We start from the raw sequence: 20,742 nt of genomic DNA, 5'->3' as shown, positions 1-20,742 counted from the left end.
CGGCTATCAGCGACGCCTTGTTCAAAGAGTATGCGGACGACTCGACTTCAGGCTCTCTCGCCTTACTTTGGTCCAACGTTCCCTATCACTGGTCGACGTTCGAGGAACATCGTGACGTGTTCCTCTGGGTGTTTGAGCGCCTGCTCCGGGAAGGCCGGATCAAGCTGCACAAGAACGGCGTGTTCCTTGAGGGCAGCATCGAGGAACAGGTGGAGGCGTTTCGCAAAGCATTTCCCTCAAGTGAAGAAGATGCAGACAAACGATGCACGAAGCCGGGATACGAGCCGGCTTATGAAGGATTTGGCATGAATGTCTGGTGGTTTCTGGATATTTGTCCTGCTGGCGTTGCCTGGCGACGACCGGATGGCAGCTACCAGATCGCCGACTGATCGATGGCATTGGAGATGAATCAGCAGGTGTTTGCGTATGCGGGGGAGTTGGCGGGTGGAGCAAACCTTGCCAAGCATTCCACTGCGCCGGGTGTGTGGTTTACCACGCTCGCCGACGGCATCTCCAGCGGCCGGGGACGCCTTGTGGCAGAACACCCATGTCGCGGTCGGCAACACCGCTAGCCTGCAAAGCGGAGACGACACTATGCTGGCCGGCATCATCGTCTCGGGGACTACAGTGTGGGCCTACGCGGGCCACAGCGGCATCGACAGCGACTACGCCAGTGTCAACGAGGGAAGTGGCATCGAGGCGGGGGATGGGGGGTTCCAGATCAGCGTGGCAAACAACACCGCCCTGACTGGCGGCGTGATCGCCAGCACGCAGCAGCCGGTCGACTCCGGCGCCAACACCTTTTCGACGGGCGGCACGCTCACGGCGACGGACATCCAGCGGTTCCTGCGAGTATCGGTAATGTGACTATCCCGGCAGTCACAACGGATCGCTGCCATGGCATGATTCTTTTGACGAGGAAGCTCCAGCAAGTCTGAGCGATGAAGCGCCGAGTATGCGAACTGTGTTTTCTACGGACTTTTGCTGCAATGGAAGCACTCAATGAACCAGTTGCTCCCAATACTGTGCAATTGCTGTCAACTTCCAAAAGTCTTTGGTTGGCATTGCAAATGGGTGCAGCATAAATAGATGCGTATTACTGCGGATGACCGTACCCGTGCTACCTCATGCTGTCGATCGGCTTGTCCTTTGCGTGGCGTTGACGGCGGGTATGCTCTGGCCGTCACTGGTGACGTGGCAGCGCACGGCCTCGCTGGTGGCGTAGTCGGCTTCTGCATCTACCTCGCACATCGAGCCCGATGACAAGGACGTGTTCTGCCGTCGCTCTTCATGGGTGATTCGCATGCGGCCCGAGCGCGACGCGCGCTTGCGACCCGTTCTCGCGCCGGGTGAGCGGCTGCAGCCCAAGCCGGCTTCACGGCGTGGACAGACAGTCTCTCGAGTGTGTTGAAGTAGCAAGGTCAAATATTGTCAGAGCCAGGGCAGACTGCTCGCTTCAGCGATTTCTACACGTATGTTCCTCCTCCTTGTTCAAAAGGAGGATGGCATGCATATCCTGCTCGCGCATTGCGCGGCGATTCCGGTTTTTGCGTACGGCGGCACCGAGCGGGTGGTCTGGGATCTCGGCCGCTTGTTGGTGGCCTTGGGGCATCGCGTCTCTTATCTGGTGCCTGCCCACTCGACATGTGACTTTGCGCGTGTCCTGCCTTTGCGTGCAGACGTGCCGCTGCAAGCCCAGATACCGCACGACGTCGATGTTGCCCATTTCCAGTTCGACCCGGGCGAGGCACTGGAGACACCGTGGCTTGTGACCGAGCACGGCAATGCTGCTCCCGGCAAAAAGCTTCCCATCAATTCGGTCTTCGTGTCGCGTGACCATGCGCGGCGTCACGGTGCAGAGGCATTCGTCCTCAATGGATTGGACTGGAGATCGTACGGACTGGTCAATATGCAAAGTTCGCGCTCGCACTTTCACTTCCTTGGCAAAGCAGCATGGCGCGTCAAGAATGTGCGAGGTGCCATCGATGTCGCCCGTTTGGCTGGCGTGCCACTCTCCGTGTTGGGTGGACATCGGTTCAACTTCAAGCGCGGTTTGCGATTCACCTTTTCGCCAAGTGTGCGGTTTCACGGCATGGTCGGAGGCGCGGAGAAAGCCGGCTTGCTCGCTGCGTCGCGCGGACTGATCTTTCCGGTTATCTGGCATGAGCCCTTCGGCCTCGCGGTCATTGAGAGCCTTTACTTCGGATGCCCGGTCTTTGCGACGCCATACGGCGCGCTACCCGAGCTGGTGCCACCCGAGTGCGGAGCGCTCAGTGCTTCACGTCGCGAGCTGACCGAGTTGCTGCTTTCCAGCTCATTCGATCGGCGGACTTGTCATGAACATGCCCTGCATCACTTCAATGCGGCGCGCATGGCAGCAGCTTATGTGAAGTTGTATGAGCGAGTGCTGGACGGTGAGTCTTTGAACACCAGGGTACCGGTGGGTCCTGCGGACAACAGATTGTCCTGGACGGCTTGAGGCGCGTCCTCAGACCTTCCACGCGCCCACATGCGGCGCGCTGGCTTCTTCCAGCAGCACTGGCCCGATGCACTCGATGTGATGTGGCGACGCCGCGAACACATCGCGGCATGACAGCTCGGCGTCCTTCTGCTCCTGCCGTTCACCGCGGAACACGCGCAGGCTCACCGCATCGATGCCGTAGAGAACGCGGCGGATGTTGGACCAGAAGATCGCACCCGCGCACATGACGCAGGGCTCGCCCGACGAGTAGATCGTCGCGCCCGCCAGCACCTCGCGCGATACCTTGGGGCTGAGCATGCGTACGGCGTTCGTCTCGGCGTGGCCGGTGCAGTCACCGGTTTCGGTGGTGTTGCAATAGGCTTCGGCAAGCACATGGCCTTGCGCGTCGACAACGACCGCGCCGAACGGCCGGTTGCCGCGCTCACGCGCGGTGACAGACCAGGCGATCGCCTGGCGCATGTACTTGGCGTCTTTCTCGTCAATGGAAACTTCAGACATTCGGTGCGGCAAACTGAACGACGGGAACCGGAACGCCGGCGGGCAGGCCTTGCGCGGCGATGCGGAAGACATTGTCCTCCGGGTCGGCCAGCACGGCCTGCCACTGGCTGTAGTAAGTCGGGTAGGGACCCTGGATCACCTTGCCGCCAAGCGCCGCAACTTTGGCGATCGTCGCGTCCACATCAGCGATGCTGCCCAGCATGAACGTCGGATACCCGGTCACAGGCTGCGGCGGCAAGTCCATCGGAGCGCGTGACGACAGACCGAGCAGCTCATACGCCTGCTGCGCATGAAAGCCGAACTGGAAGTGCTCGCCTTCCACTGCGCGGTAAATCGGCGAGCGGCTGTGTACCGATTCACCCAGGCCCAGCAGCGCCCGGTAGAAGGCGAGCTGGGCCTCGATGTCGCGACAGAAGAAATTGAACAGCAGCTTCATGCGGGCGCAGTCTCGGCAGACGGGCTCTTGAAGCCATAGGTCTTGGCGTACATCTCGTTGAGATGCTCGCCCGCCGTGCACGCCTTGTACTTCGGTGCTTCACCTTCGGGCACGGTGCCGGGTACCGGCTCGATGCGCGCGAAGAACTCCGGTTCGAAAAAGAACGGGATCGAATAGCGCGGCGCGCCGGTGTACATGTTGCGCACGCGGTGCGGGTTGGAGTGGTAGAGGCCGTTGGTCCAGCGCGGGATCATGTCACCGAGGTTCACGACGAAGGTGTCCTCGATCGGCGTGGCAGGCACCCAGCTGCCGTCGGGCATCTGCACTTCCAGGCCCCCACTCGAATCCTGCGCGAGGATGGTGACGGCGCCCCAGTCGGTGTGCGCGCCAGCGCCGAAGGTGCGGTCGTCCGCGTCCTTCGGATGCGGCGGGTAGCGCACCATGCGCAGCGTGACCATCGGGTCCTTGCAGGCAGCGTCGAAGTAGTCCTCGGGGAGCGAGAGCGACAACGCGAGCAACTGCATCAGCCGCACCGACAAGGTGTTCATCTCGTCGACATAGGCGACGCATTGCGTCTTCGCGGCCGGCAGTTCTGCGGGCCACTGGTTGGGGCCATAGGTCTGGTAACCGGCAACGGCGTACGGATGATCCGCAGGCCACTCCATGCCGCAATAGAAACTTTCCTTCAGGTCGGGCTGCGCGTTCTCGTCCAGCGTCTGCGCGCCCAGGCTTTCGAAGCCGCGCATGATCGGCGACTTGTCGATGGACAGCGCTTCGCGGCGTTCGGGCGGCAGGTTCATCAGGTCGCGCGTGGTGTCGAACTGGCGCGCCACCATGTCGGCGGGAACGCCGTGGTTTTTCACGTAGAAGAAGCCAGCGCTCATGGCTGCTTCGCGCATCTGCTGCACGACTTCAGCCACGCGCGGCCCGCCCGGGGCCAGCGCCCCTGCAAGGTCGATGACGGGGATGCCCATGGCTGCCCCGTCAGGCCTTGAGCTTGCGGTCGGCGGCGGACGGCAGGAACTTGTCCGTCCAGAACTCGGCCACGGTCGGCGTGCTCTTCAGGCCGAAGGCCGCCACCGTTTCTTCGATGGTGCCCTGCAGGCGGGCAGGCGTGGCGGCACCCCAGCCGTTGGCGCGCGTGTCGGTCGTCTTCATCGTGCCGTCGACGATGAGCTTGAGGCGCTCGGTCTCGAGTTCCTGATTGGCCAGCGGCTCGCGGGTCTTGATGGCCGTGCCACCTGCCATCGGGTCGGCGCAGCAGTCGATCCAGCCCTTGGTGGTTGCAAGCACGAAGGCCTTCATCGCGTCGGCCTGTTCCATGCTCTTCGGGTTGGCGACCAGGCCGTTGCCGTACGACTTCATGCCGTAGTCGGAGAAGCGGAACACGGTCAGTTGCTCGGGGCCCATGCCGCGCGCCTTGAGGTTGAGCAGACCGGTGAAGAAGAAGTAGCCTGCGCCGTCGAAGTCACCCTTCACGAAGCGCGTGTCGCCGATGTCCGGCGCGACGTTTTCCCACTTCACGCCGGAGTGGTCGAAGCCCTGGGCCTTGGCGAACACCGGGAACAGCTTGCGCGAAGCGTTGAAGGGCTGGCCGAGCAGCGTCTTGCCTGCGAGGTCCGACGGCTTCTTGATCGGGCCGTCCTTGCGCACGATGACGGCGTTGGGGTTCAGGTCGTACTGGATGGCAACGGCGCGCAAGCCGGCGGTCGGGTTGGCCAGGTTGAACTCGATCATGGTCGACAGGTCGGCCGAGGCGGCGTCATACGCGCCGCTGCCCACCAGGCCGATGGCGGCTGCAGAGCCATTGCCGGTATCGATGGTCACGTCGAGGCCGGCGTCCTTGTAGTAGCCGCGCTGGTGGGCCAGCAGGAAGCCTGCGCCCGACGCTTCGACCTTCCAGCCGAGGTTGAACTTGAAAGGCTTGAGCGAGCCTTGTGCCCGGATGAACGGGCTGGCTGCGAGCAGGGCGGCTGCGCCCGAGGCGCGGAGGATGGAACGGCGTTGCATGTAGAAGCTCTCCAAACGGTTGAAATCGACACACCGGCTGCATGGCGCACACCGGCTCCTGAAGACGTGAAACGCCAGCCGCGCCGTACATGAACCTCATGCACGCGCCACGGCATTCACGAAAACTCCAAGAGCAATTTCCGGGCAGTTGCAGGCAACTGCTGAACGCTTCTACTCTCTTCCGGAAAATGCAAATGCATGTTCTGTGCCATCCGCCGTGCGCCGAAATGGTGCCCCACTGCGGCGCAGGGAAATAGGCATGTGTCTTGCAAACAGCAAGGCTTACGCGGATGATCCGCGCCAAGAGTAGAAGCGTTCACCAGCCAGTTGCGTACGCACAGACCTTCACGGGTTGGCAGGAAATTGCTCTTGAAACCTAACCACTTTCAGGAGAACCTTCATGACCGCAAACGTCTACGACCTCACCGAACTGCAAAAGGAATCGCGCATGGGCGCGATGGGTTCGGTCAACACCACCCGCGAAATCCGCCGCATCGACCTGTCGAATTTCGAGGCCCGCAAGGCCGAGATCGCCGACCAGCTCTGGGATGCCGCCATCGACGTCGGCTTCTTCCAGCTCATCAACCACGGCATCTCGCCTGAAGAGATCCGCGCCGCATTCGGTGAAGCCGAGCGCTTCTTCGCCATGCCCGACAGCGTGAAGGGGCAGTACCCGCTGAAGAAGGCTGTCAACTCCGGCTGGGAAAGCAAGGCGCAGGTGCGGCCGTCCACCGGCACGCCGGATCAGAAGGAGAGCTACCAGATCACGCGGCCGTACATGGCCGACCTGTTCCCGTCCGAGGCCGAGCTGCCCGGTTTCCGCGAAGCCATGCTGGCCTTCGAACGCAAGAGCTGGGAAGTGGGCATGAAGGTGCTGTCGTGCTTTGCGATGAAGCTCGGCTTCGATGACGAATTCTTCACGCGCGCGCACGACCAGTCCAAGCCGACGTATCAGAGCACGCTGCGCCTGCTGCACTACTACGCGATCCCGCCCGAAGTGCAGGACAAGCTCGACCTGTGGCGCGCCGGCGCGCACACCGACTTCGACTGCCTCACGCTGCTGTACCAGCGCCAGGGACAGGGTGGCCTCGAGGTGTGCCCCGGCAAGGAAATGGATGCACAGGAATGGACGCCGATCCCGCCGGACGGCGATGCGATCACCTGCAACATCGGCGACATGCTGATGCGCTGGAGCGACGACCAGCTGCCCAGCAATTTCCACCGTGTGAAGAATCCGCTGCCGGGCGAATACATGGGCCCGCGTTACAGCATCGCGTTCTTCGCACAGGCCAATCGCGACGCCATCATCGAGAGTCCCGGCAAGAAGTACCCGGCCATCACGGCGGGCGATTACCTCAACCAGCGCGTCGCGGCAAACTTCAAGGCGTATTGATCAGACAGGGCGGCGGCTTCGGCTGCCGCCTGGCGCTTCGCACTCAGCGTGACTGCCAGAAGCCTTCGTGTGTGGCGATCATCTCCGCCGCCACGGCCTCCACCGGCCCGCTCACTTCCACCTTGCGCTGTCCTGCCGCGAAGACGTCGCGGCATGGCAGGCTGAGTGTCGGGTTCTCCGGATGGTCGCCAGTGAGCGCGAGCAGGGCCGTTTCTTCCGCGCCGTACACCACGCGCCCGATGCCGGCCCAGTAGATCGTGCCGGCGCACATGGCGCAGGGCTCGAACGTGGTGACGAGCGTGCACTTCGCGAGGTACCCGCCGGGATAGTTGCTTGCCGCAAACCGGGCGAGCGTGGATTCGGCATGGTTCACCGTGTCGATGTTGCCCTGCTCCGCGAGCACGCTTTCGCCGTCGGGTGCGACCAGCAGCGCGCCGAAGGGATGGCGGCCCATCAGCATGGCGCGCCGCGCGACTTCGTCGGCGCGGCGCAGTGCACGGACCTGCTGCTCAGGCGTCATGCACTCAGTGGTTCTGCGAACCGCGATGCGCCCAGGCTGTCGTGTGCTTCTCGATGAAGCTGAACAGCTCGTACATGGCCATGGCCATGGCACCCACGACCATCAAGCCGGCGAAGGCAAGGCCCATCTGCATGGCAGAGCCGGCAGAGATCAGCAGGTAGCCGATGCCCTCGTTGGCTGCCGTCATCTCGGACACCGTGGTGCCCACGAAGGCCAGGGTGATCGCAACCTTGAGCGAGCCGTAGAAATACGGCATGGAGCGGGGCAGCCCCACTTTGACCAGCACGTCCCAGCGCTTGGCGCCCAGCACGCGAAGCACGTCCTCCAGCTCGGGTTCGAGCGTGGCGAGGCCGGTCGCAATGTTCACCATGATCGGGAAGAACGAGATCAGGAACGCGGTCAGGATGGCCGGACCGACGCCGATGCCGAACCACACCACCAGGATGGGGACGAATGCGGCCTTGGGCAGTGCGTTGAAGGCGGTCATCAGCGGGTAGACCGCAGCGTAGGCCAGGCGTGACGAGCCGATGACGAAGCCCAGCAGCACACCCACCACGATCGCGATGCCGAAGCCGGCCATCGTCACCCAGAAGGTGCGCCATGCGTGGCCCGCGATGATCCACTTGAACTCCATGAACTGGGTCCAGATGCGCCACGGGCTCGGGAAGATGAATTCGGAAACCTGGAACGCCGAGCAGATGATCTGCCACAGCAGGATCACTGCCACCAGCAGGATCCATGGCGACCACGCCTCGACCAGTTTCTTGTTGTTTGCCATTTGCGTATCCCTCGGTTCGGTCTTATTGGTTGATCACGGCACCCTGCTGCCGGATGGCGCCGATGTGGCCGCGCAGCTCGAGCACCATGTCCGTGAATTCCTTGGTGTAGGTGACTTCGAGCTCGCGCGGACGCGGCAGGTCGATCTCGCGCTTGACGACGAAACGGCCGGGGCTCTTGCTCATCACGTACACCGTGTCGGCGAGGAACACGCTCTCACGCAGGTCGTGCGTGACGAGGATGACGTTGAACTGCTGCTCGGTCCACAGGTCGCGCAGGATGCACCAGAGTTCTTCGCGCGTGAACGCGTCCAGCGCGCCGAACGGCTCGTCCAGCAACAGCATCTTGGGTTCGTGGATCAGCGCGCGGCAGATGCTTGCGCGCTGCTGCATGCCGCCGGACAGTTGCCAGGGGAACTTGTCTTCGTAGCCGCCCAGGCCGACCTTCTGCAGCAGCTTGCGGGCGCGCTCTTCGTATTCCTTCTTCTTCGAGGAGAAGGTGCTGCGGTAGGGCTCGACGATCTCCAGCGGCAACAGCACGTTGTCCACTGTCGTGCGCCACGGCAGCAGGGACGGGGCCTGGAATGCCATGCCCGAAATCTTCAGCGGGCCGGTCACCGGCTCGCCATCGATCCTGATCTTGCCCATCGACGGCATGCGAAGCCCGGTGGTGAGCTTCATGAAAGTGGACTTGCCGCAGCCCGAGGGCCCGACGATGGCGATGAACTCGCCTTTCTTCACCTGCAGGTTGATGGCCTCGACGGCGAAGTGGTTCTGCGCGAGCAGTTCGTCGTTGTAGGCGAGCCAGACGTCGCGGAAGTCCACGAACGAAGGCGTATCCAGGGCGGCGGCTTCTTGCATCTTGGGGTTCTCAATCAGAAGCGGCCAGCGCTTTGTGGGTGCTGGCCGCGGTTTCAAACGCTCTTGCTACGGCCTGTTTATTTCTTCGGTGCGGGCAGCACGTTCAGCTCGGCCTTGGTCGGCAGGACCGAAGAGGTCCAGATCGTGTCCGGGTTCACGCGGGTCTTGGTGGCGAAGGCGTCGGACACTTGCGAAGCCATCAGCGACAGGCGGCCGGGATTGACCTGCCCGAAGCCTTCGGCGCGCGCGTCGGCGCTGTTCACCACGGTGTCGATGGCCAGCTTCAGGCGGCGTGTTTCGAGGTCGACATTGATGATGCCGTCACGGGCCTTCACGGTCTCGATGGCGGCGGCCGGGTTGGCCAGCACGTCCTTCATGCCCTTGGTGAACGCTTTCAGGAAAGCCTTCACGGCTTCCGGGTTCTCCTTGAGCAGCTTGGGCGACACGATGATCGCGTTGCCGTAGAGCTTCACGCCGTAGTCGGGGTACTGCAGCACGACCACGTCTTCGGCCTTGGCACCGCGTGCTTCCAGGTTGAGCAGCGAGGTGAAGGTAAAGCCGGTGATGGCGTCGATGTCGCCGCGGACCAGCATGGTTTCACGCAGCGGCGGGTCCATGGCGGTCCATTGCACGCCGGTCACGTTGTTGGCCTTGGCGAAGATCGGGAAGGCGCGGCGGCCGGCGTCGAACACCGGCGCGCCCAGCTTCTTGCCGTTCAGGTCGGCCGGCGTCTTGATGCCGCTCTTCTTGAGGGCCATCACGGAAGCGGGCGTGTTGTTGTAGACCATCATCACGGCGACCGGCTTGTTCGGCGCGTCCGGGTTGTTGGCGTGGAATTCCATCAGCGCGGCCAGGTCGGCGAAGCCCATGTCGTACGAGCCCGAGGCCACGCGCGTGACCGTGCCGCCCGAACCGTTGCCGGCGTCGACGGTGACGTCGAGCTTGGCTTCCTTGAAATAGCCCTTGGCCACCGGGACCAGGAACAGCGCGGCGGGGCCTTCGAAGCGCCAGTCGAGCTGGAACTTGATGGGCGTCTGCGCATGGGCGAGGCTGAACGAGACGGTGGCGGCCAGTGCGGCTGCGGCTTTCAGGAATACGCGTTTTTGCATGTGTGCTCCGGTGGATGGGTTGCTGTCATTGGGTTTAGCAAATTCGATGCCCGCTCGGATCAGCGACGCACCAATTCGGCGTTCATTTTCCAGCCTTCGTGGTGCAAAAGAGGGCCTTCGAGCTTGGTGAATTCCCGATGTGGTGCATTTGTGCCCCACTGTGGGATGCGCAAGCGCAGTGAATGGTCGAAGGATAGTGAGCCTCCCGCGCGCGCGATAGTCGCATAATCCGATAAATTGATCGAAAACATCGATGAAACCTCCGCTCATTGAAGTTCGTGCATTTCTGGCGGTCGCAGACACCGGCCATTTCACCCGTGCGGCCGATCAGTTGGGCATGTCGCAGTCGTCGCTGAGCGCGGCGGTCAGCCGCCTGGAAGAGCTGATGGGTGTGCGGTTGCTGGAGCGCCACACGCGGGCCTGCGAGCTCAGTGTGGCGGGGCATGCACTGTTGCCGCAGATGCGCCAGCTCGCGCACGACTGGGACGGCGTGCTCGGTGCCGCCCGCGATTACGCCACCCATGGCAAGGGCCGCGTGGCGATCGCCGCGCCGAACGCGCAGTGCGCGTTGCTGTTGCCGCCGTTGATCCGCCGCTTCCGCCAGACGCACCCCGGTGTGCGCGTGCACCTGCACGATGTGCCGGAGCACGACGTGCATGAACTCGTGCGCAGCGGCAAGGCGGACCTGGGCATTGCCACACAAGGGCAGGTGCGCAGCGACCTCACCGCCACGCCGTTCTTCGTGGACCAGTATGTGGCAGCGCTGCCGCCGGGTCACTCGCTCGCGCGCCGGCGCTCGCTGGAATGGAGCCACCTGCAGGGCGAGCCGATCATGGGCTACCTGCCGGGCAACCCGGTGCGTCGGTATCTGGAAGAGCGGTTGGCGCAAAAAGGGCTGACGCTCGACTATGCGTTCGAAGTCGCCTTGCCCTGGACGATGGTGGGCCTGGTGCGCGAAGGTCTGGGCATCGGCATCATGACCGTGGCTCTGCGGCCGCTCATGCAGTGGCACCAGCTGGAGGTGCGCAACATCAACCGGCCGTCGCTCGCGCGCACCATGGTGCTGCTGCGCCTGCCGGGCAAGACGTTGTCGCCGCAGGCTGCGGCGTTCCGCGAACTGATCATGGGGGCGGTACCGTCGTCGTGACGGTCACCGCCTGTAGCGCTCAGCCCAGCAGATCGCGCAGCGTGCGCGCGATGACCTTGGTGGCGCGGCGCAGGTCTTCGAGTTCCAGCCGTTCGTCGCTGCGCTTGGCATGCGACTCGAGCACGGTGCGCGGACCGGCGCCGTAGATCACGCCGGGAATTCCGGCTTCACCGTAGAGGCGCACGTCGGTGTAGAGAGGCGTGCCCACGTCGGGAATCGGCTGGCCGAAAATCTGTTCGCCATGCTTCTGGATGGCCGACACCAGCGGCTTGTTGCCGGGCAGCGGACGCATCGAATTGGCCAACAGCAGGCGACGGATGTCGACGGTGATGGCAGCGCCCTTGCTGCTGAACTCAGCCGCGGCATCGGCGATCACCTGGCGGATGGTCGCTTCGACTTCCACCGGGTTCTCTTCCGGGATCATGCGGCGATCGAGCTTGAACACCACCTTGCCGGGCACGACGTTGGTGTTGGTGCCGCCTTCGATGCGACCCACGTTCAGGTACGGGTGGTTGATGCCCTTCACCTGCGAGCTGACTTTCTTGTACGCCGTGTTCTGCGCATACAGGGCCTGCAGGATGTGCACCGCGCCCTGCAATGCATCGACCCCGGTGTCGGGGATGGCGGCGTGCGCCATCTTGCCGTTCACCGTCACTTCCATCTGCAGGCAGCCGTTGTGGGCGGTGACCACTTCGTACGAGAAACCGGCTGCGATCATCAGGTCGGGCTTCGTGTGACCGTGCTTCAGCAACCAGCCGGGGCCGACTTCGCCGCCGAATTCCTCGTCGTATGTGAAGTGCAATTCGACCGAGCCCTTGAGCGAAGCACCCAGCGATTCGAGCGCGCGCACCGCGAAGGTGAAGCTCGCGAAATCGCTTTTGCTCACCGCGGTGGCGCGACCGTAGATGCGGCCGTCCACCACTTCGCCGCCGTAGGGGTCGTGCGTCCAGCCGTCGCCGGGCGGCACCACGTCGCCGTGCGCGTTGAGCGCGATGGTCGGGCCCGCACCGTACTTGCGGCGCACGATCAGGTTGGTGATGGTTTCGAGACCGGCCGCATGCACCTCTTCGGCGGGCACAGCGAATTTTTCTGCGGTGAAACCGAACCCATCGAGCAGTTCGGCCGTGCGCTCGGCATGCGGCGCGTTGTTGCCGGGCGGCGTGTCGGTGGGTACGCGGACCAGTTGCTGGAGGAAGCCCACTTCCTCATCGAAATGCGCGTCGATCCACGCGTCGAGTTTTTCGTAGTCGCTCATTGTTTCTTCGTGTCGTCGGCCAGCTGGTCCAGCAGGCCTGCGAATGCATTGACGGCCAGCTGCATGTCGTCGGCCGTGGTGGATTCGAGGGGGTTGTGACTGATGCCGGAGTTCTGCCCGCGCACGAACAGCATCGCCTGCGGCATGACTTCGTGCAGCTTCATCGCGTCGTGGCCCGCGCCGCTGGGCATGCGGTACAGCGGCACGCCCAGTGCGTCGACCGCGTCTTCCCAGCGCTTCTGCCAGTCGGGATGGCTGGGCGCAGCAGCGGCACGCATGGTTTCCTCGACGGTGTGGCGCACGCCGCGTCGCTCGCAGATGGCGGCGAGTTCCGCGAGCACGTCGGCCACCATCGCGTCGCGCTGCGGATCGACCGGCGCACGCAGGTCCAGCGTGAACTGGCAGCGGCCCGGCACCACGTTGGTGGAGCCGCCAGGCACGTTGAGGATGCCGATGGTGCCGACCGAGTTGCCGTCCTTGGCCGCGCGCTTTTCGACATACAGTGCGAGTTCGGCGACGGCCACCGCCGCGTCGCGCCGACGGTCCATCGGTGTGGTGCCGGCGTGGCTGGCGATGCCGATCACTTCGCACAGGTAACGCACGCCGCCATTGATGGACGTGACGATGCCCAGCGGAATGTCGAGTTCGTTGAGCACCGGACCCTGCTCGATGTGCACCTCGATGAAGCCGAGGTAACGCGACGGGTCGCGCCTGAGCGCACCGATGGCCTCGAGCGTGGCGGGCAGCTTCGCGTTCTGCATGGCTTCGCGCATGGTGATGCCGTCGGCGTCTTTCTGGTCGAGCCAGGCCGGATTGAAGCCGCCGATGAGCGCACCCGAACCGAGGAAGGTCGCCTTGTAGCGCTGGCCCTCTTCTTCGGAGAAGCCGATGACCTCGATGTCATAGGGCAGGCGGCGGCCCGCTGCATGCAATGCCTTCACGCAGGCAATCGGCACGTAGATGCCCAGGCGACCGTCGTACTTGCCGGCATTGCGCACGGTGTCGTAGTGCGAGCCGGTGAGCAGCACCTTGGCACCGGCGCTCTCGCCCTTGTAGATGCCGACCACGTTGCCCACCGCATCGATGTTCACCTCATCGAAACCGGCGTCCTTCATGTCCTGCACGATGCGCGCGGCCGCGGCGCGGTGCGCGTCGGTGAGATAGGTGACGGTGAGCTGACCCTTCTCGGCAAAGCCCGGATCGCTCCATGTCGCCAGGCGCTCATGCCAGTCCCATACCTCATTGCCTTGCGCGGGCGTCACGCCGAACTTGTCGTTCAGGCGGATTTCGACGATGCGATGGATGTTGCGCAACGCCTCACCGAGTTCGAAGTCCGGGTGGTTGAGCAGCCTGCGCTCGAACGTGTCCAGGATCTGCTGCTTCGTGAGCCCCGTGCCGCGCGGGCCGCGCACAGCCAGCACGAAGGGGAACCCGAACCGTGCGCCATACGCGGCGTTCATCTGCTGGATGCGCGTGAGTTCTTCCGGCGTGCAGTTCGTCAGGCCCGCCTTGGTCTGCTCGTTGGTGGACTCGGCGGTGAGCGTGTTGCTCACCATGGCCTTGCCCGCAAGTTCGGGGTGGGCACGAATGAGCGTCACCTGCCTGTCGCGGCCAGCGGCCTGCAGCACCTGCGCCATCGCATGCTTGAGATGGGTGATCGAGCGGAAGGGCCGCTGGTCGAGCGCAGCCTGCGCCACCCACGGCGAATGTTCGTAGAGGCCGTCCAGCAGCTTTGCCGCTTCGTCGCGGCTCGCGGCGTTGACTTGTTCCAGTGTGATCGCCATGGTCAGGCCTTCTTCGGCTGGTAGGGATGGGTGGCTTTCCAGTGGCGCGCGATGTCGATGCGGCGTGGAATCCACACACCTTCGTGCCCCTGGATGTAGTCCAGGAATTTCTGCAGCGAGCCGATGCGCCCCGGCTTGCCGAGCAGGCGGCAGTGCATGCCGATGCTCATCATCTTGGGGCGGTCCAGGCCCTCCGGATCGCCTTCTGCATAGAGCGCGTCGAAGGTGTCCTTCAGGTAGGCGAGGAAATGGTCGCCGGTGTTGAACCCCTGCGCCTGCACGAAGCGCATGTCGTTGGTGTCGAGCGAATAGGGCACGATCAGCAGCGGCTCGACGCTGCCGTCGGTGCGCTTCACGTCCATCCAGAACGGCAGGTCGTCGCCGTAATAGTCGGAGCCGTATTCGTAGCCGCCGTGGTCGGCCAGCAGGCGCAGCGTGTTGGGGCTGTCGCGGCCGGTGTACCAGCCCAGCGGCCACTGCCCGCCGGTCATGTCCTTGATGACGTGCGTGGCCAGCGCCATGTGGCGACGTTCCGTCGCCTCGGGCAGGTTCTGGTAGTGGATCCAGCGAAGGCCGTGGTTGGCGATTTCGTAGTCGCGGTCCATGAATGCCTGGACCAGCTCGGGGTAGCGCTGCAGCGCCATGCCCACGCCGAAGATGGTAAGCGGCAGCTTGCGCTTGTCGAACTCGCGCAGGATGCGCCACACGCCCACGCGCGAGCCGTACTCGTACATGGTTTCCATGGTCATGTGGCGGTTTTCGTAGGCCTGCGCCGTCACCATTTCCGAGAGGAAGGTTTCGGAGGCGTGGTCGCCGTGCAGCACGTTGTTCTCGCCGCCTTCCTCGTAGTTCAGCACGAAGGAAACGGCCACGCGCGCGCCACCCGGCCAGCGGGCATGCGGCACGTCGGCGCCGTAGCCGACCATGTCGCGCGGGTAGGGGATGTTTTCGGGGGTGTCGCTCATGGTGGGTGTCAGGACAGGGCCATGGAAATGTCGTTGGAGGGAACCTGGCGATCGAAGGTGAGCGCCTGCTCCACATGGGTGAGGTGCTCGTTCATCAGCCATACCGCACGTTCTTCGTCGCGCGCGGCCAGCGCCTTGATGATTTCTGCGTGTTCTTCGTTGGAATGCTGAGCGGCGCTGGCGCTCTGGTACATCAATGTGATGAGTGCACAGCGCGACACCAGGTCACCGAGCATCTGCACCAGCACCTCGTTGCCCATCAGGCTGGCCATGCGCACGTGGAAGTCGCCCAGCAGGTCGTTGCGGTCCTGTACGTCATCGCGGTCTACGGCGGCTTTTTCCTGCGCGACGTGCTCGCGCAGTGCGCGGATGCGTGCGGGCGTGACCTCGCGTACGAAGGCGCGGGTCATTTCGGTTTCGAGCATGCGGCGCACGGCAAATACCTGGCGGGCTTCATCGGCCGACGGTGCTGCAACAAACGCGCCACGCGCAGGCTCCAGCTTGATGATGCGGTTCTGCGACAGCTGGAAGAGTGCCTGTCGCACGAGGGTGCGCGACACGCCGAAATGGTCCGCCAGTTTCTGCTCTGCCAGCTTGGTGCCGGGCCGCAGGCGGTGCTCCACGATGGCCCGTGTCAGGGCGTCGACGATGACGCTGGTGGCGGAGGATTCCATGGGCGCGGTGGTGAAACGTGAGCCAAGTGTATACAATTTTGGTCGACCGGGCCCGTTAATTGCATTCACGGGCATCCCGCACAACTCTTCCGAGACGACAACATGGGGCTCAGCACACACGTTCTGGACACGATGCACGGCGCACCGGCCGTGGGCATGACGGTTCATCTCTACACCATGGCTGGCGGCCAGGCCACGCTGGTCAAGACCTGCACGCTCAATGCGGACGGCCGCACCGACTCGCCTCTGTACGACAACAACACCGTGCGGCCCGGCACCTACCGGCTGGTGTTCGAGGTCGCGGCGTACTTCAAGGCAAAGGGCGTCAAGCTGCCCGAACCCAATTTCCTGGGCAATGTGACGCTCGACTTCGGGCTGGCCAACACGGCCGAGCACTACCACGTGCCGCTGCTCGTGAGCCCATGGGCGTACTCGACCTATCGGGGCTCCTGAGCATTTCCACCGACCTCAGGCGCCGCGTTGTCCTTCGGTCAGCGTGTCCAGCTGGAAGTGGCCGCTCTTGTCCCAAAGCCAGGTGTCGGTGTAAGTGACGCGGCCCATGCGCGCCGGCACCGGATACGGCGACGCCTCGAGTGCCGTCCGTTCGATTTCCTTGATGACTTCCGGCGCATGCCTCGGAGCACGCATCCAGCTCAGCGATGTGACGCGCCCCTGCCGGTCGATGTGCACTTCCAGCACGCCGATGGCGTAGAGCAGCGGCGGCAACGTGCCCTTGTAGATGCGATGGCGGTTGCGGTTGTAGATATGGGTGGCGGCATCGACGCGGTAGGCGCGGGGCGTGGTGGCGGCGGAAGACATCTGCATGGGCGGCTCGGGTTCGGCGGCTGCCGGTGGACGCGTGACCACGGGGCCGGTGGGTGTGGGCGCGGGACTCGCGGGCGCCGGTGCGGGCGGCGGCGGGGTGACGCAGCCAGCCAGCGATGCGGCTGCGGCCATCATCCAGAGGCGCCGGTCGGCGAGTGCGCGCGCAATCGGGTCCGGGTCGGGGTGGGATTTCTGGGGCATGTCTCGTGGCCTGCGTCGTTCGCGGTTGTTGTGTATTCCGGCGGATTGTCGTTCCGCCATACTGTGCGGCAAGCACGCAAAGGTATCGGTTTGTGAATGTAGTCGACGAATTTCTCACCTTGCTCGCCCAGCGCCCCGGCGTGCTGGTGCGCGTGGCGCGTGCCGAAGGTTCGGTGCCGAGGGAGCCGGGCGCATGGATGGCGGTCTGGGCCGAGGGCATCACCGGTACCGTGGGTGGCGGGCATCTGGAGTTCGAGGCGATCGCCCATGCCCGGCAGATGCTTGCCGGCGATGCGTCGCCCGCCGAGCGCCGGTTTCCGCTCGGTCCGGCCCTGGGGCAGTGCTGCGGAGGCGTCGTGCATCTTTCGTTCGACGTCGTGCGTTCCGTCGATTCGGTCCGGCTGCGCGAAATCCTGTCCGAGGACTACGTGCCTGTGGCGCTGTTCGGCGGCGGGCATGTCGGCACGGCGCTGGTCGGCGTGCTCGCCACGCTGCCGCTGAAGGTGACCTGGGTCGACAGCCGCGACGAGATTTTCCCGCCGGGCATGCCGTCCGCCGCTCCTTCCAATGTCCTGTGCGAGCATTCCTCGCCGGTTCATGCTGCGGTGGACACGCTCGCGCCCCAGTCGCGCGTGCTGATCATGAGCTTCAGCCATGCGGAAGACCTGGACGTGGTCGCTGCGTGCCTGAAACGCCTGCGCGAGCGCGACGACCTGCCTTACATCGGCCTCATCGGCAGCAAGACCAAATGGGCGACCTTTCGCCACCGGCTGCAGGCGCGGGGCTACACCGATGCAGAACTCGACCGCGTGACGAGCCCGATCGGCGTGCCCGGTATCGGCGGCAAGGAACCGCAGGTGATCGCAGTCGCCGTCGCGGCACAGATATTGCAAACCTTGCCGCAGAGGTAACGCAAGCCACGCAGGGGAGGGAACCCCGTGGGGCTGGTTCGGTGGCCGGAAAGTGTATACACTTCCGGTCGACAGGCCGCAGCGGAGCAGGGTGCTTTCACCCGTGTTCGCGGTCAATTCTGCTCAGAGCGCCCGCGGTGGTGAGCAGCTTGCAAACTGGGGCGGTGCATTGCGCCGCCGGAGTTGAAGCACATGGATAGCTACTATCTCGACTGGGCCAACCTGCTGCTGCGCTGGGTCCACGTCATCACCGCCGTCGCCTGGATCGGCGCATCGCTCTATTTCGTGATGCTGGACAACAGCCTCGAGAAGCCCGAGGACCAGGACTCGCTGGACAAGGGCGTGGGCGGCGAGCAGTGGGCCGTTCACGGCGGCGGCTTCTACAACATGCAGAAGTACCTGCTGGCCCCGAAGAAGCTGCCCGACCACCTGCATTGGTCGTATTGGGAAAGCTACAGCACCTGGATCAGCGGCTTCGCGCTGTTCACTGTCTCGTATCTCTGGAACGCCAGCACCTACCTGATCGACAAATCGAAGATGGACTGGACGCCGGGCGCGGCCGTCGGCGTCGCACTGGCGTTCTTCGTGGTGTTCTGGATGGCGTACGACAGCATCTGCCAGATATTCGGCCGCCGCAAACATGGCGACACCATCGTCGGCATCGGCGTCGCATTGCTCGTGTGCTTCGCGGCGTGGCTGGCCTGCCACTGGTTCTCGGGCCGCGCGGCTTTCATCCTGGTGGGCGCGATGATGGCCACCACGATGAGCGGCAACGTGTTCTTCTGGATCATCCCGGGGCAACGCAAGAACGTCCAGGCGCTGCGCGAAGGCCGGCCGGTCGACCCGGTGCACGGCCAGCGCGGCAAGCAGCGCAGCGTGCACAACACCTACTTCACGCTGCCCGTCATCTTCACGATGCTGAGCAACCACTACAGCTTCACGTACACGCACGAATACAACTGGGTGGTGCTGCTGCTCATCATGGCCGGCGGCGCGGCCATCCGTCAGTTCTTCGTCGTGCGCCATCGCTACAAGCTGGGGCAGGCGCGCAACCCGCTGCCGTATGCGCTGGTGGGCATCGCGATCCTGATCGGCACCATCGTCTGGATGAAGCCCGCGCCACAGCCGGCAGCGCCGGTGGCAGCTGCCGCGCCGAAAGCCATCTCGTTCGCGGCTGACGTGAAGCCGGTGCTCGAGCAGCGCTGCTACCAGTGCCACGGCGCACAGGTGCAGATGAAGAACGTGCGGCTCGACCTGCCCGACGGTGTGCGCCAGCATGCGCAGGGCATCTACCAGCAGGTCGTCCTGACGAAGATCATGCCGATGGGCAATGCCACGCACATGACCGACGCGGAACGCGCCTTGATCGGCGAGTGGTTCAAGGCTGGCGGGAAAACAGATTGACCCCGAGGCTCCGCGCACTGCGTGCGCTTTGAGTGCGCACCCGTCATGAAGACTCTTCTGATCCGGAATGCCAGGTGCATCGCCACCATGGACGACGCGTCCACCGAATGGCGCGACGCGTCGGTGTTCATCCGCGGCCATATCATCGAAGCCATCGGCCCGGCAACCGATCTGCCGCAGACTGCGGACGAAGTCATCGACGCCCATGGGCATCTGGTGACGCCGGGATTGGTGAACACGCATCACCACATGTACCAGTCGCTCACGCGGGCGATTCCCGGCGTGCAGGACGCCGAACTTTTCTCGTGGCTGCGCGGGCTGTACCCGATCTGGGCCGGGCTCACGCCGGAAATGGTGCGCGTCTCCACGCAGGTGGCGATGGCCGAACTGCTGATGAGCGGCTGCACGACGAGCAGTGACCATCTCTACATCTACCCCAACGGCGTGCGGCTGGACGACAGCATCGAGGCGGCGCAGGCCATCGGCATGCGTTTCACCGCCACGCGCGGCAGCATGAGCGTCGGCCAGAGCCAGGGCGGCTTGCCTCCTGACCGCGTGGTGGAAAAGGAAGACGCGATCCTCAAGGACACGCAGCGCGTCATCGAAGCCTGGCATGACGCCGGGCACGGTGCGATGGTGCAGGTGGGTGTGGCGCCGTGCTCGCCGTTCAGCGTGAGCCGCGACCTGATGCGCGAATCCGCCGCGCTGGCGCGAAGCCACGGTGTGCGGCTGCACACGCACCTGGCAGAGAACGACCACGACATCGCCTACAGCCGCGAGAAATTCAACTGCACGCCGGCCGAATATGCCCAGGACCTCGGCTGGCTGGGGGACGACGTATGGCATGCGCACTGCGTGAAGCTCGACGACGAAGGGATCAGCCTGTTCGCAGCCACGCGCACCGGTGTGGCGCATTGCCCGTGCAGCAACATGCGACTGGCGTCGGGCATCGCGCCCGTGCGCCGCATGGTGGATGCGGGCGTGCCCGTGGGACTGGGCGTGGACGGCAGCGCGAGCAACGATGCCGCGCACATGGTCAACGAAGCGCGGCAGGCAATGCTGCTGGCGCGTGTGGGCCGGTCCCTGGAGCCTTTCGGTTGCGACCACGGTCCGTCGTCCATGACGGCACGCGACGCACTGGCGCTGGCCACGCGCGGCGGCGCGCGTGTGCTGGGGCGCAGCGACATCGGCCACCTTGCGCCCGGCATGTGTGCGGACCTCGCGATATTCGACCTGCGCACGCTCGGGTTCGCGGGCGGCGCGGTGCATGACCCGGTGGGCGCGCTGCTGTTGTGCGCGAGCCCGCAGGCCGCCTGGACTATCGTGAATGGGCAAGTGGTGGTGCGGGAAGGGCGGCTTGCCACGCTGGAACTGGCGCCGCTGGTCGAACGGCACAACGCGCTGGCCGTCGAGCTGGCCGGATCTGCTGCTGCAGCCTGAAAACAACCGCGAGGCGTCCGGGGGCGGGCAAAATGCGCGCTGGAGACAGCC

General features: G+C 64.4%; 24 protein-coding genes. 9 read left to right on the top strand and 15 right to left on the bottom strand.

Annotation, left to right across the window (positions count from 1 at the left end; genetic code table 11):
* Both ACO2Q9_RS03610 and ACO2Q9_RS03605 read left to right on the top strand, forming a co-directional pair.
* Positions 1–389, top strand: a 389-nt coding sequence (locus ACO2Q9_RS03610) for a DUF596 domain-containing protein (protein WP_423308394.1), incomplete at its 5' end; no start/stop codon positions are given.
* A gap of 37 nt (positions 390–426) precedes the next feature.
* Positions 427–867 carry a hemagglutinin repeat-containing protein gene (locus ACO2Q9_RS03605; RefSeq protein WP_423308392.1) on the top strand — a complete coding sequence of 147 codons (441 nt, stop codon included), beginning with the start codon at positions 427–429 and terminating at the stop codon, positions 865–867.
* Between the two features lie 258 nt (positions 868–1,125).
* Here ACO2Q9_RS03605 and ACO2Q9_RS03600 read toward each other — a convergent pair whose 3' ends face one another.
* Positions 1,126–1,305 (bottom strand): hypothetical protein, encoded by a 180-nt coding sequence (locus ACO2Q9_RS03600; RefSeq protein ID WP_423308390.1) that lies wholly within the window; start codon positions 1,303–1,305, stop codon positions 1,126–1,128.
* A 202-nt stretch (positions 1,306–1,507) separates the two neighbouring features.
* Here ACO2Q9_RS03600 and ACO2Q9_RS03595 point away from each other — a divergent pair, with 202 nt between their 5' ends.
* On the top strand, positions 1,508–2,479 hold the full coding sequence (locus ACO2Q9_RS03595; protein WP_423308388.1) for a glycosyltransferase: 972 nt from the start codon (positions 1,508–1,510) through the stop codon (positions 2,477–2,479).
* A 9-nt stretch (positions 2,480–2,488) separates the two neighbouring features.
* On the opposite strand, the gene ACO2Q9_RS03590 is transcribed toward ACO2Q9_RS03595, so the two are convergent.
* Genes ACO2Q9_RS03590 through ACO2Q9_RS03575 form a run of 4 tightly spaced genes read right to left on the bottom strand, consistent with a single transcriptional unit; the run spans position 2,489 to position 5,426 of the window.
* Complete coding sequence (locus ACO2Q9_RS03590; RefSeq protein ID WP_423308386.1) at positions 2,489–2,980, bottom strand: nucleoside deaminase; 492 nt, start codon at positions 2,978–2,980, stop codon at positions 2,489–2,491.
* On the bottom strand, positions 2,973–3,416 hold the full coding sequence (locus ACO2Q9_RS03585) for a VOC family protein (protein WP_423308384.1): 444 nt from the start codon (positions 3,414–3,416) through the stop codon (positions 2,973–2,975). The genes ACO2Q9_RS03590 and ACO2Q9_RS03585 overlap by 8 nt, the downstream gene beginning before the upstream one ends.
* Positions 3,413–4,390, bottom strand: coding sequence for an isopenicillin N synthase family dioxygenase (locus ACO2Q9_RS03580; RefSeq protein WP_423308382.1), 978 nt, complete (start codon positions 4,388–4,390; stop codon positions 3,413–3,415). Before ACO2Q9_RS03580 ends, ACO2Q9_RS03585 begins: the two co-directional genes overlap by 4 nt.
* A 10-nt stretch (positions 4,391–4,400) precedes the next feature.
* Positions 4,401–5,426 carry an ABC transporter substrate-binding protein gene (locus ACO2Q9_RS03575; protein ID WP_423308380.1) on the bottom strand — a complete coding sequence of 342 codons (1,026 nt, stop codon included), beginning with the start codon at positions 5,424–5,426 and terminating at the stop codon, positions 4,401–4,403.
* 400 nt (positions 5,427–5,826) lie between these two features.
* Between ACO2Q9_RS03575 and ACO2Q9_RS03570 the strand changes: the two genes are divergently transcribed.
* The gene (locus ACO2Q9_RS03570; RefSeq protein WP_423308378.1) at positions 5,827–6,819 is read left to right on the top strand and encodes an isopenicillin N synthase family dioxygenase; all 993 of its coding nucleotides are present in this window, start codon (positions 5,827–5,829) and stop codon (positions 6,817–6,819) included.
* Positions 6,820–6,862: 43 nt separating this feature from the next.
* Here ACO2Q9_RS03570 and ACO2Q9_RS03565 read toward each other — a convergent pair whose 3' ends face one another.
* The 5 genes from ACO2Q9_RS03565 to ACO2Q9_RS03545 form a co-directional block, all read right to left on the bottom strand.
* On the bottom strand, positions 6,863–7,339 hold the full coding sequence (locus ACO2Q9_RS03565; RefSeq protein WP_423308376.1) for a nucleoside deaminase: 477 nt from the start codon (positions 7,337–7,339) through the stop codon (positions 6,863–6,865).
* A gap of 4 nt (positions 7,340–7,343) precedes the next feature.
* The gene (locus ACO2Q9_RS03560) at positions 7,344–8,117 is read right to left on the bottom strand and encodes an ABC transporter permease (RefSeq protein ID WP_423308374.1); all 774 of its coding nucleotides are present in this window, start codon (positions 8,115–8,117) and stop codon (positions 7,344–7,346) included.
* A 22-nt stretch (positions 8,118–8,139) separates the two neighbouring features.
* Complete coding sequence (locus ACO2Q9_RS03555; RefSeq protein ID WP_423308372.1) at positions 8,140–8,976, bottom strand: ABC transporter ATP-binding protein; 837 nt, start codon at positions 8,974–8,976, stop codon at positions 8,140–8,142.
* Between the two features lie 77 nt (positions 8,977–9,053).
* On the bottom strand, positions 9,054–10,085 hold the full coding sequence (locus ACO2Q9_RS03550) for an ABC transporter substrate-binding protein (RefSeq protein ID WP_423308370.1): 1,032 nt from the start codon (positions 10,083–10,085) through the stop codon (positions 9,054–9,056).
* A gap of 59 nt (positions 10,086–10,144) precedes the next feature.
* Positions 10,145–10,336 carry a hypothetical protein gene (locus ACO2Q9_RS03545; RefSeq protein ID WP_423308368.1) on the bottom strand — a complete coding sequence of 64 codons (192 nt, stop codon included), beginning with the start codon at positions 10,334–10,336 and terminating at the stop codon, positions 10,145–10,147.
* 2 nt (positions 10,337–10,338) lie between these two features.
* On the opposite strand from ACO2Q9_RS03545, the gene ACO2Q9_RS03540 reads away from it, so the two are divergent.
* Positions 10,339–11,232 (top strand): LysR family transcriptional regulator, encoded by an 894-nt coding sequence (locus tag ACO2Q9_RS03540; RefSeq protein ID WP_423308366.1) that lies wholly within the window; start codon positions 10,339–10,341, stop codon positions 11,230–11,232.
* Between the two features lie 19 nt (positions 11,233–11,251).
* Here the strand turns inward: ACO2Q9_RS03540 and ACO2Q9_RS03535 are convergent, their stop codons facing one another.
* Genes ACO2Q9_RS03535 through ACO2Q9_RS03520 form a run of 4 tightly spaced genes read right to left on the bottom strand, consistent with a single transcriptional unit; the run spans position 11,252 to position 15,910 of the window.
* Complete coding sequence (locus tag ACO2Q9_RS03535; RefSeq protein WP_423308364.1) at positions 11,252–12,487, bottom strand: M20 family metallopeptidase; 1,236 nt, start codon at positions 12,485–12,487, stop codon at positions 11,252–11,254.
* A complete protein-coding gene (gene uraD / locus ACO2Q9_RS03530) occupies positions 12,484–14,271 on the bottom strand; it encodes a 2-oxo-4-hydroxy-4-carboxy-5-ureidoimidazoline decarboxylase (protein ID WP_423308362.1) in 1,788 nt (595 codons plus the stop codon). Before uraD ends, ACO2Q9_RS03535 begins: the two co-directional genes overlap by 4 nt.
* Positions 14,272–14,273: 2 nt before the next feature.
* Positions 14,274–15,236: an allantoinase PuuE gene (gene puuE, locus ACO2Q9_RS03525; protein WP_423308360.1), complete on the bottom strand. Its 963-nt coding sequence runs from the start codon at positions 15,234–15,236 to the stop codon at positions 14,274–14,276.
* 8 nt (positions 15,237–15,244) lie between these two features.
* Positions 15,245–15,910, bottom strand: coding sequence for a GntR family transcriptional regulator (locus ACO2Q9_RS03520; protein ID WP_423308358.1), 666 nt, complete (start codon positions 15,908–15,910; stop codon positions 15,245–15,247).
* 102 nt (positions 15,911–16,012) lie between these two features.
* Between ACO2Q9_RS03520 and uraH the strand changes: the two genes are divergently transcribed.
* Positions 16,013–16,363: a hydroxyisourate hydrolase gene (uraH, locus tag ACO2Q9_RS03515; protein ID WP_423308356.1), complete on the top strand. Its 351-nt coding sequence runs from the start codon at positions 16,013–16,015 to the stop codon at positions 16,361–16,363.
* Positions 16,364–16,378: 15 nt separating this feature from the next.
* Here the strand turns inward: uraH and ACO2Q9_RS03510 are convergent, their stop codons facing one another.
* On the bottom strand, positions 16,379–16,936 hold the full coding sequence (locus ACO2Q9_RS03510; protein WP_423308354.1) for a hypothetical protein: 558 nt from the start codon (positions 16,934–16,936) through the stop codon (positions 16,379–16,381).
* Between the two features lie 92 nt (positions 16,937–17,028).
* Between ACO2Q9_RS03510 and xdhC the strand changes: the two genes are divergently transcribed.
* The 3 genes from xdhC (at position 17,029) to ACO2Q9_RS03495 (ending at position 20,691) form a co-directional block, all read left to right on the top strand.
* Positions 17,029–17,847, top strand: a complete 819-nt coding sequence (xdhC, locus tag ACO2Q9_RS03505; RefSeq protein WP_423308352.1) for a xanthine dehydrogenase accessory protein XdhC — start codon at positions 17,029–17,031, stop codon at positions 17,845–17,847.
* 192 nt (positions 17,848–18,039) lie between these two features.
* Positions 18,040–19,251: a urate hydroxylase PuuD gene (locus tag ACO2Q9_RS03500; RefSeq protein ID WP_423308350.1), complete on the top strand. Its 1,212-nt coding sequence runs from the start codon at positions 18,040–18,042 to the stop codon at positions 19,249–19,251.
* Positions 19,252–19,296: 45 nt separating this feature from the next.
* Positions 19,297–20,691, top strand: a complete 1,395-nt coding sequence (locus ACO2Q9_RS03495; RefSeq protein ID WP_423308348.1) for an 8-oxoguanine deaminase — start codon at positions 19,297–19,299, stop codon at positions 20,689–20,691.
* Positions 20,692–20,742 lie beyond the last annotated feature (51 nt).

Source organism: Variovorax sp. VNK109, assembly GCF_049445855.1.
In the GTDB taxonomy this organism is placed as follows: Bacteria; Pseudomonadota; Gammaproteobacteria; order Burkholderiales; family Burkholderiaceae_C; genus JAGOCV01.
Note: the sequence above shows the minus strand (reverse complement) of the source record. Positions and strands in the feature narration are given on the sequence as shown.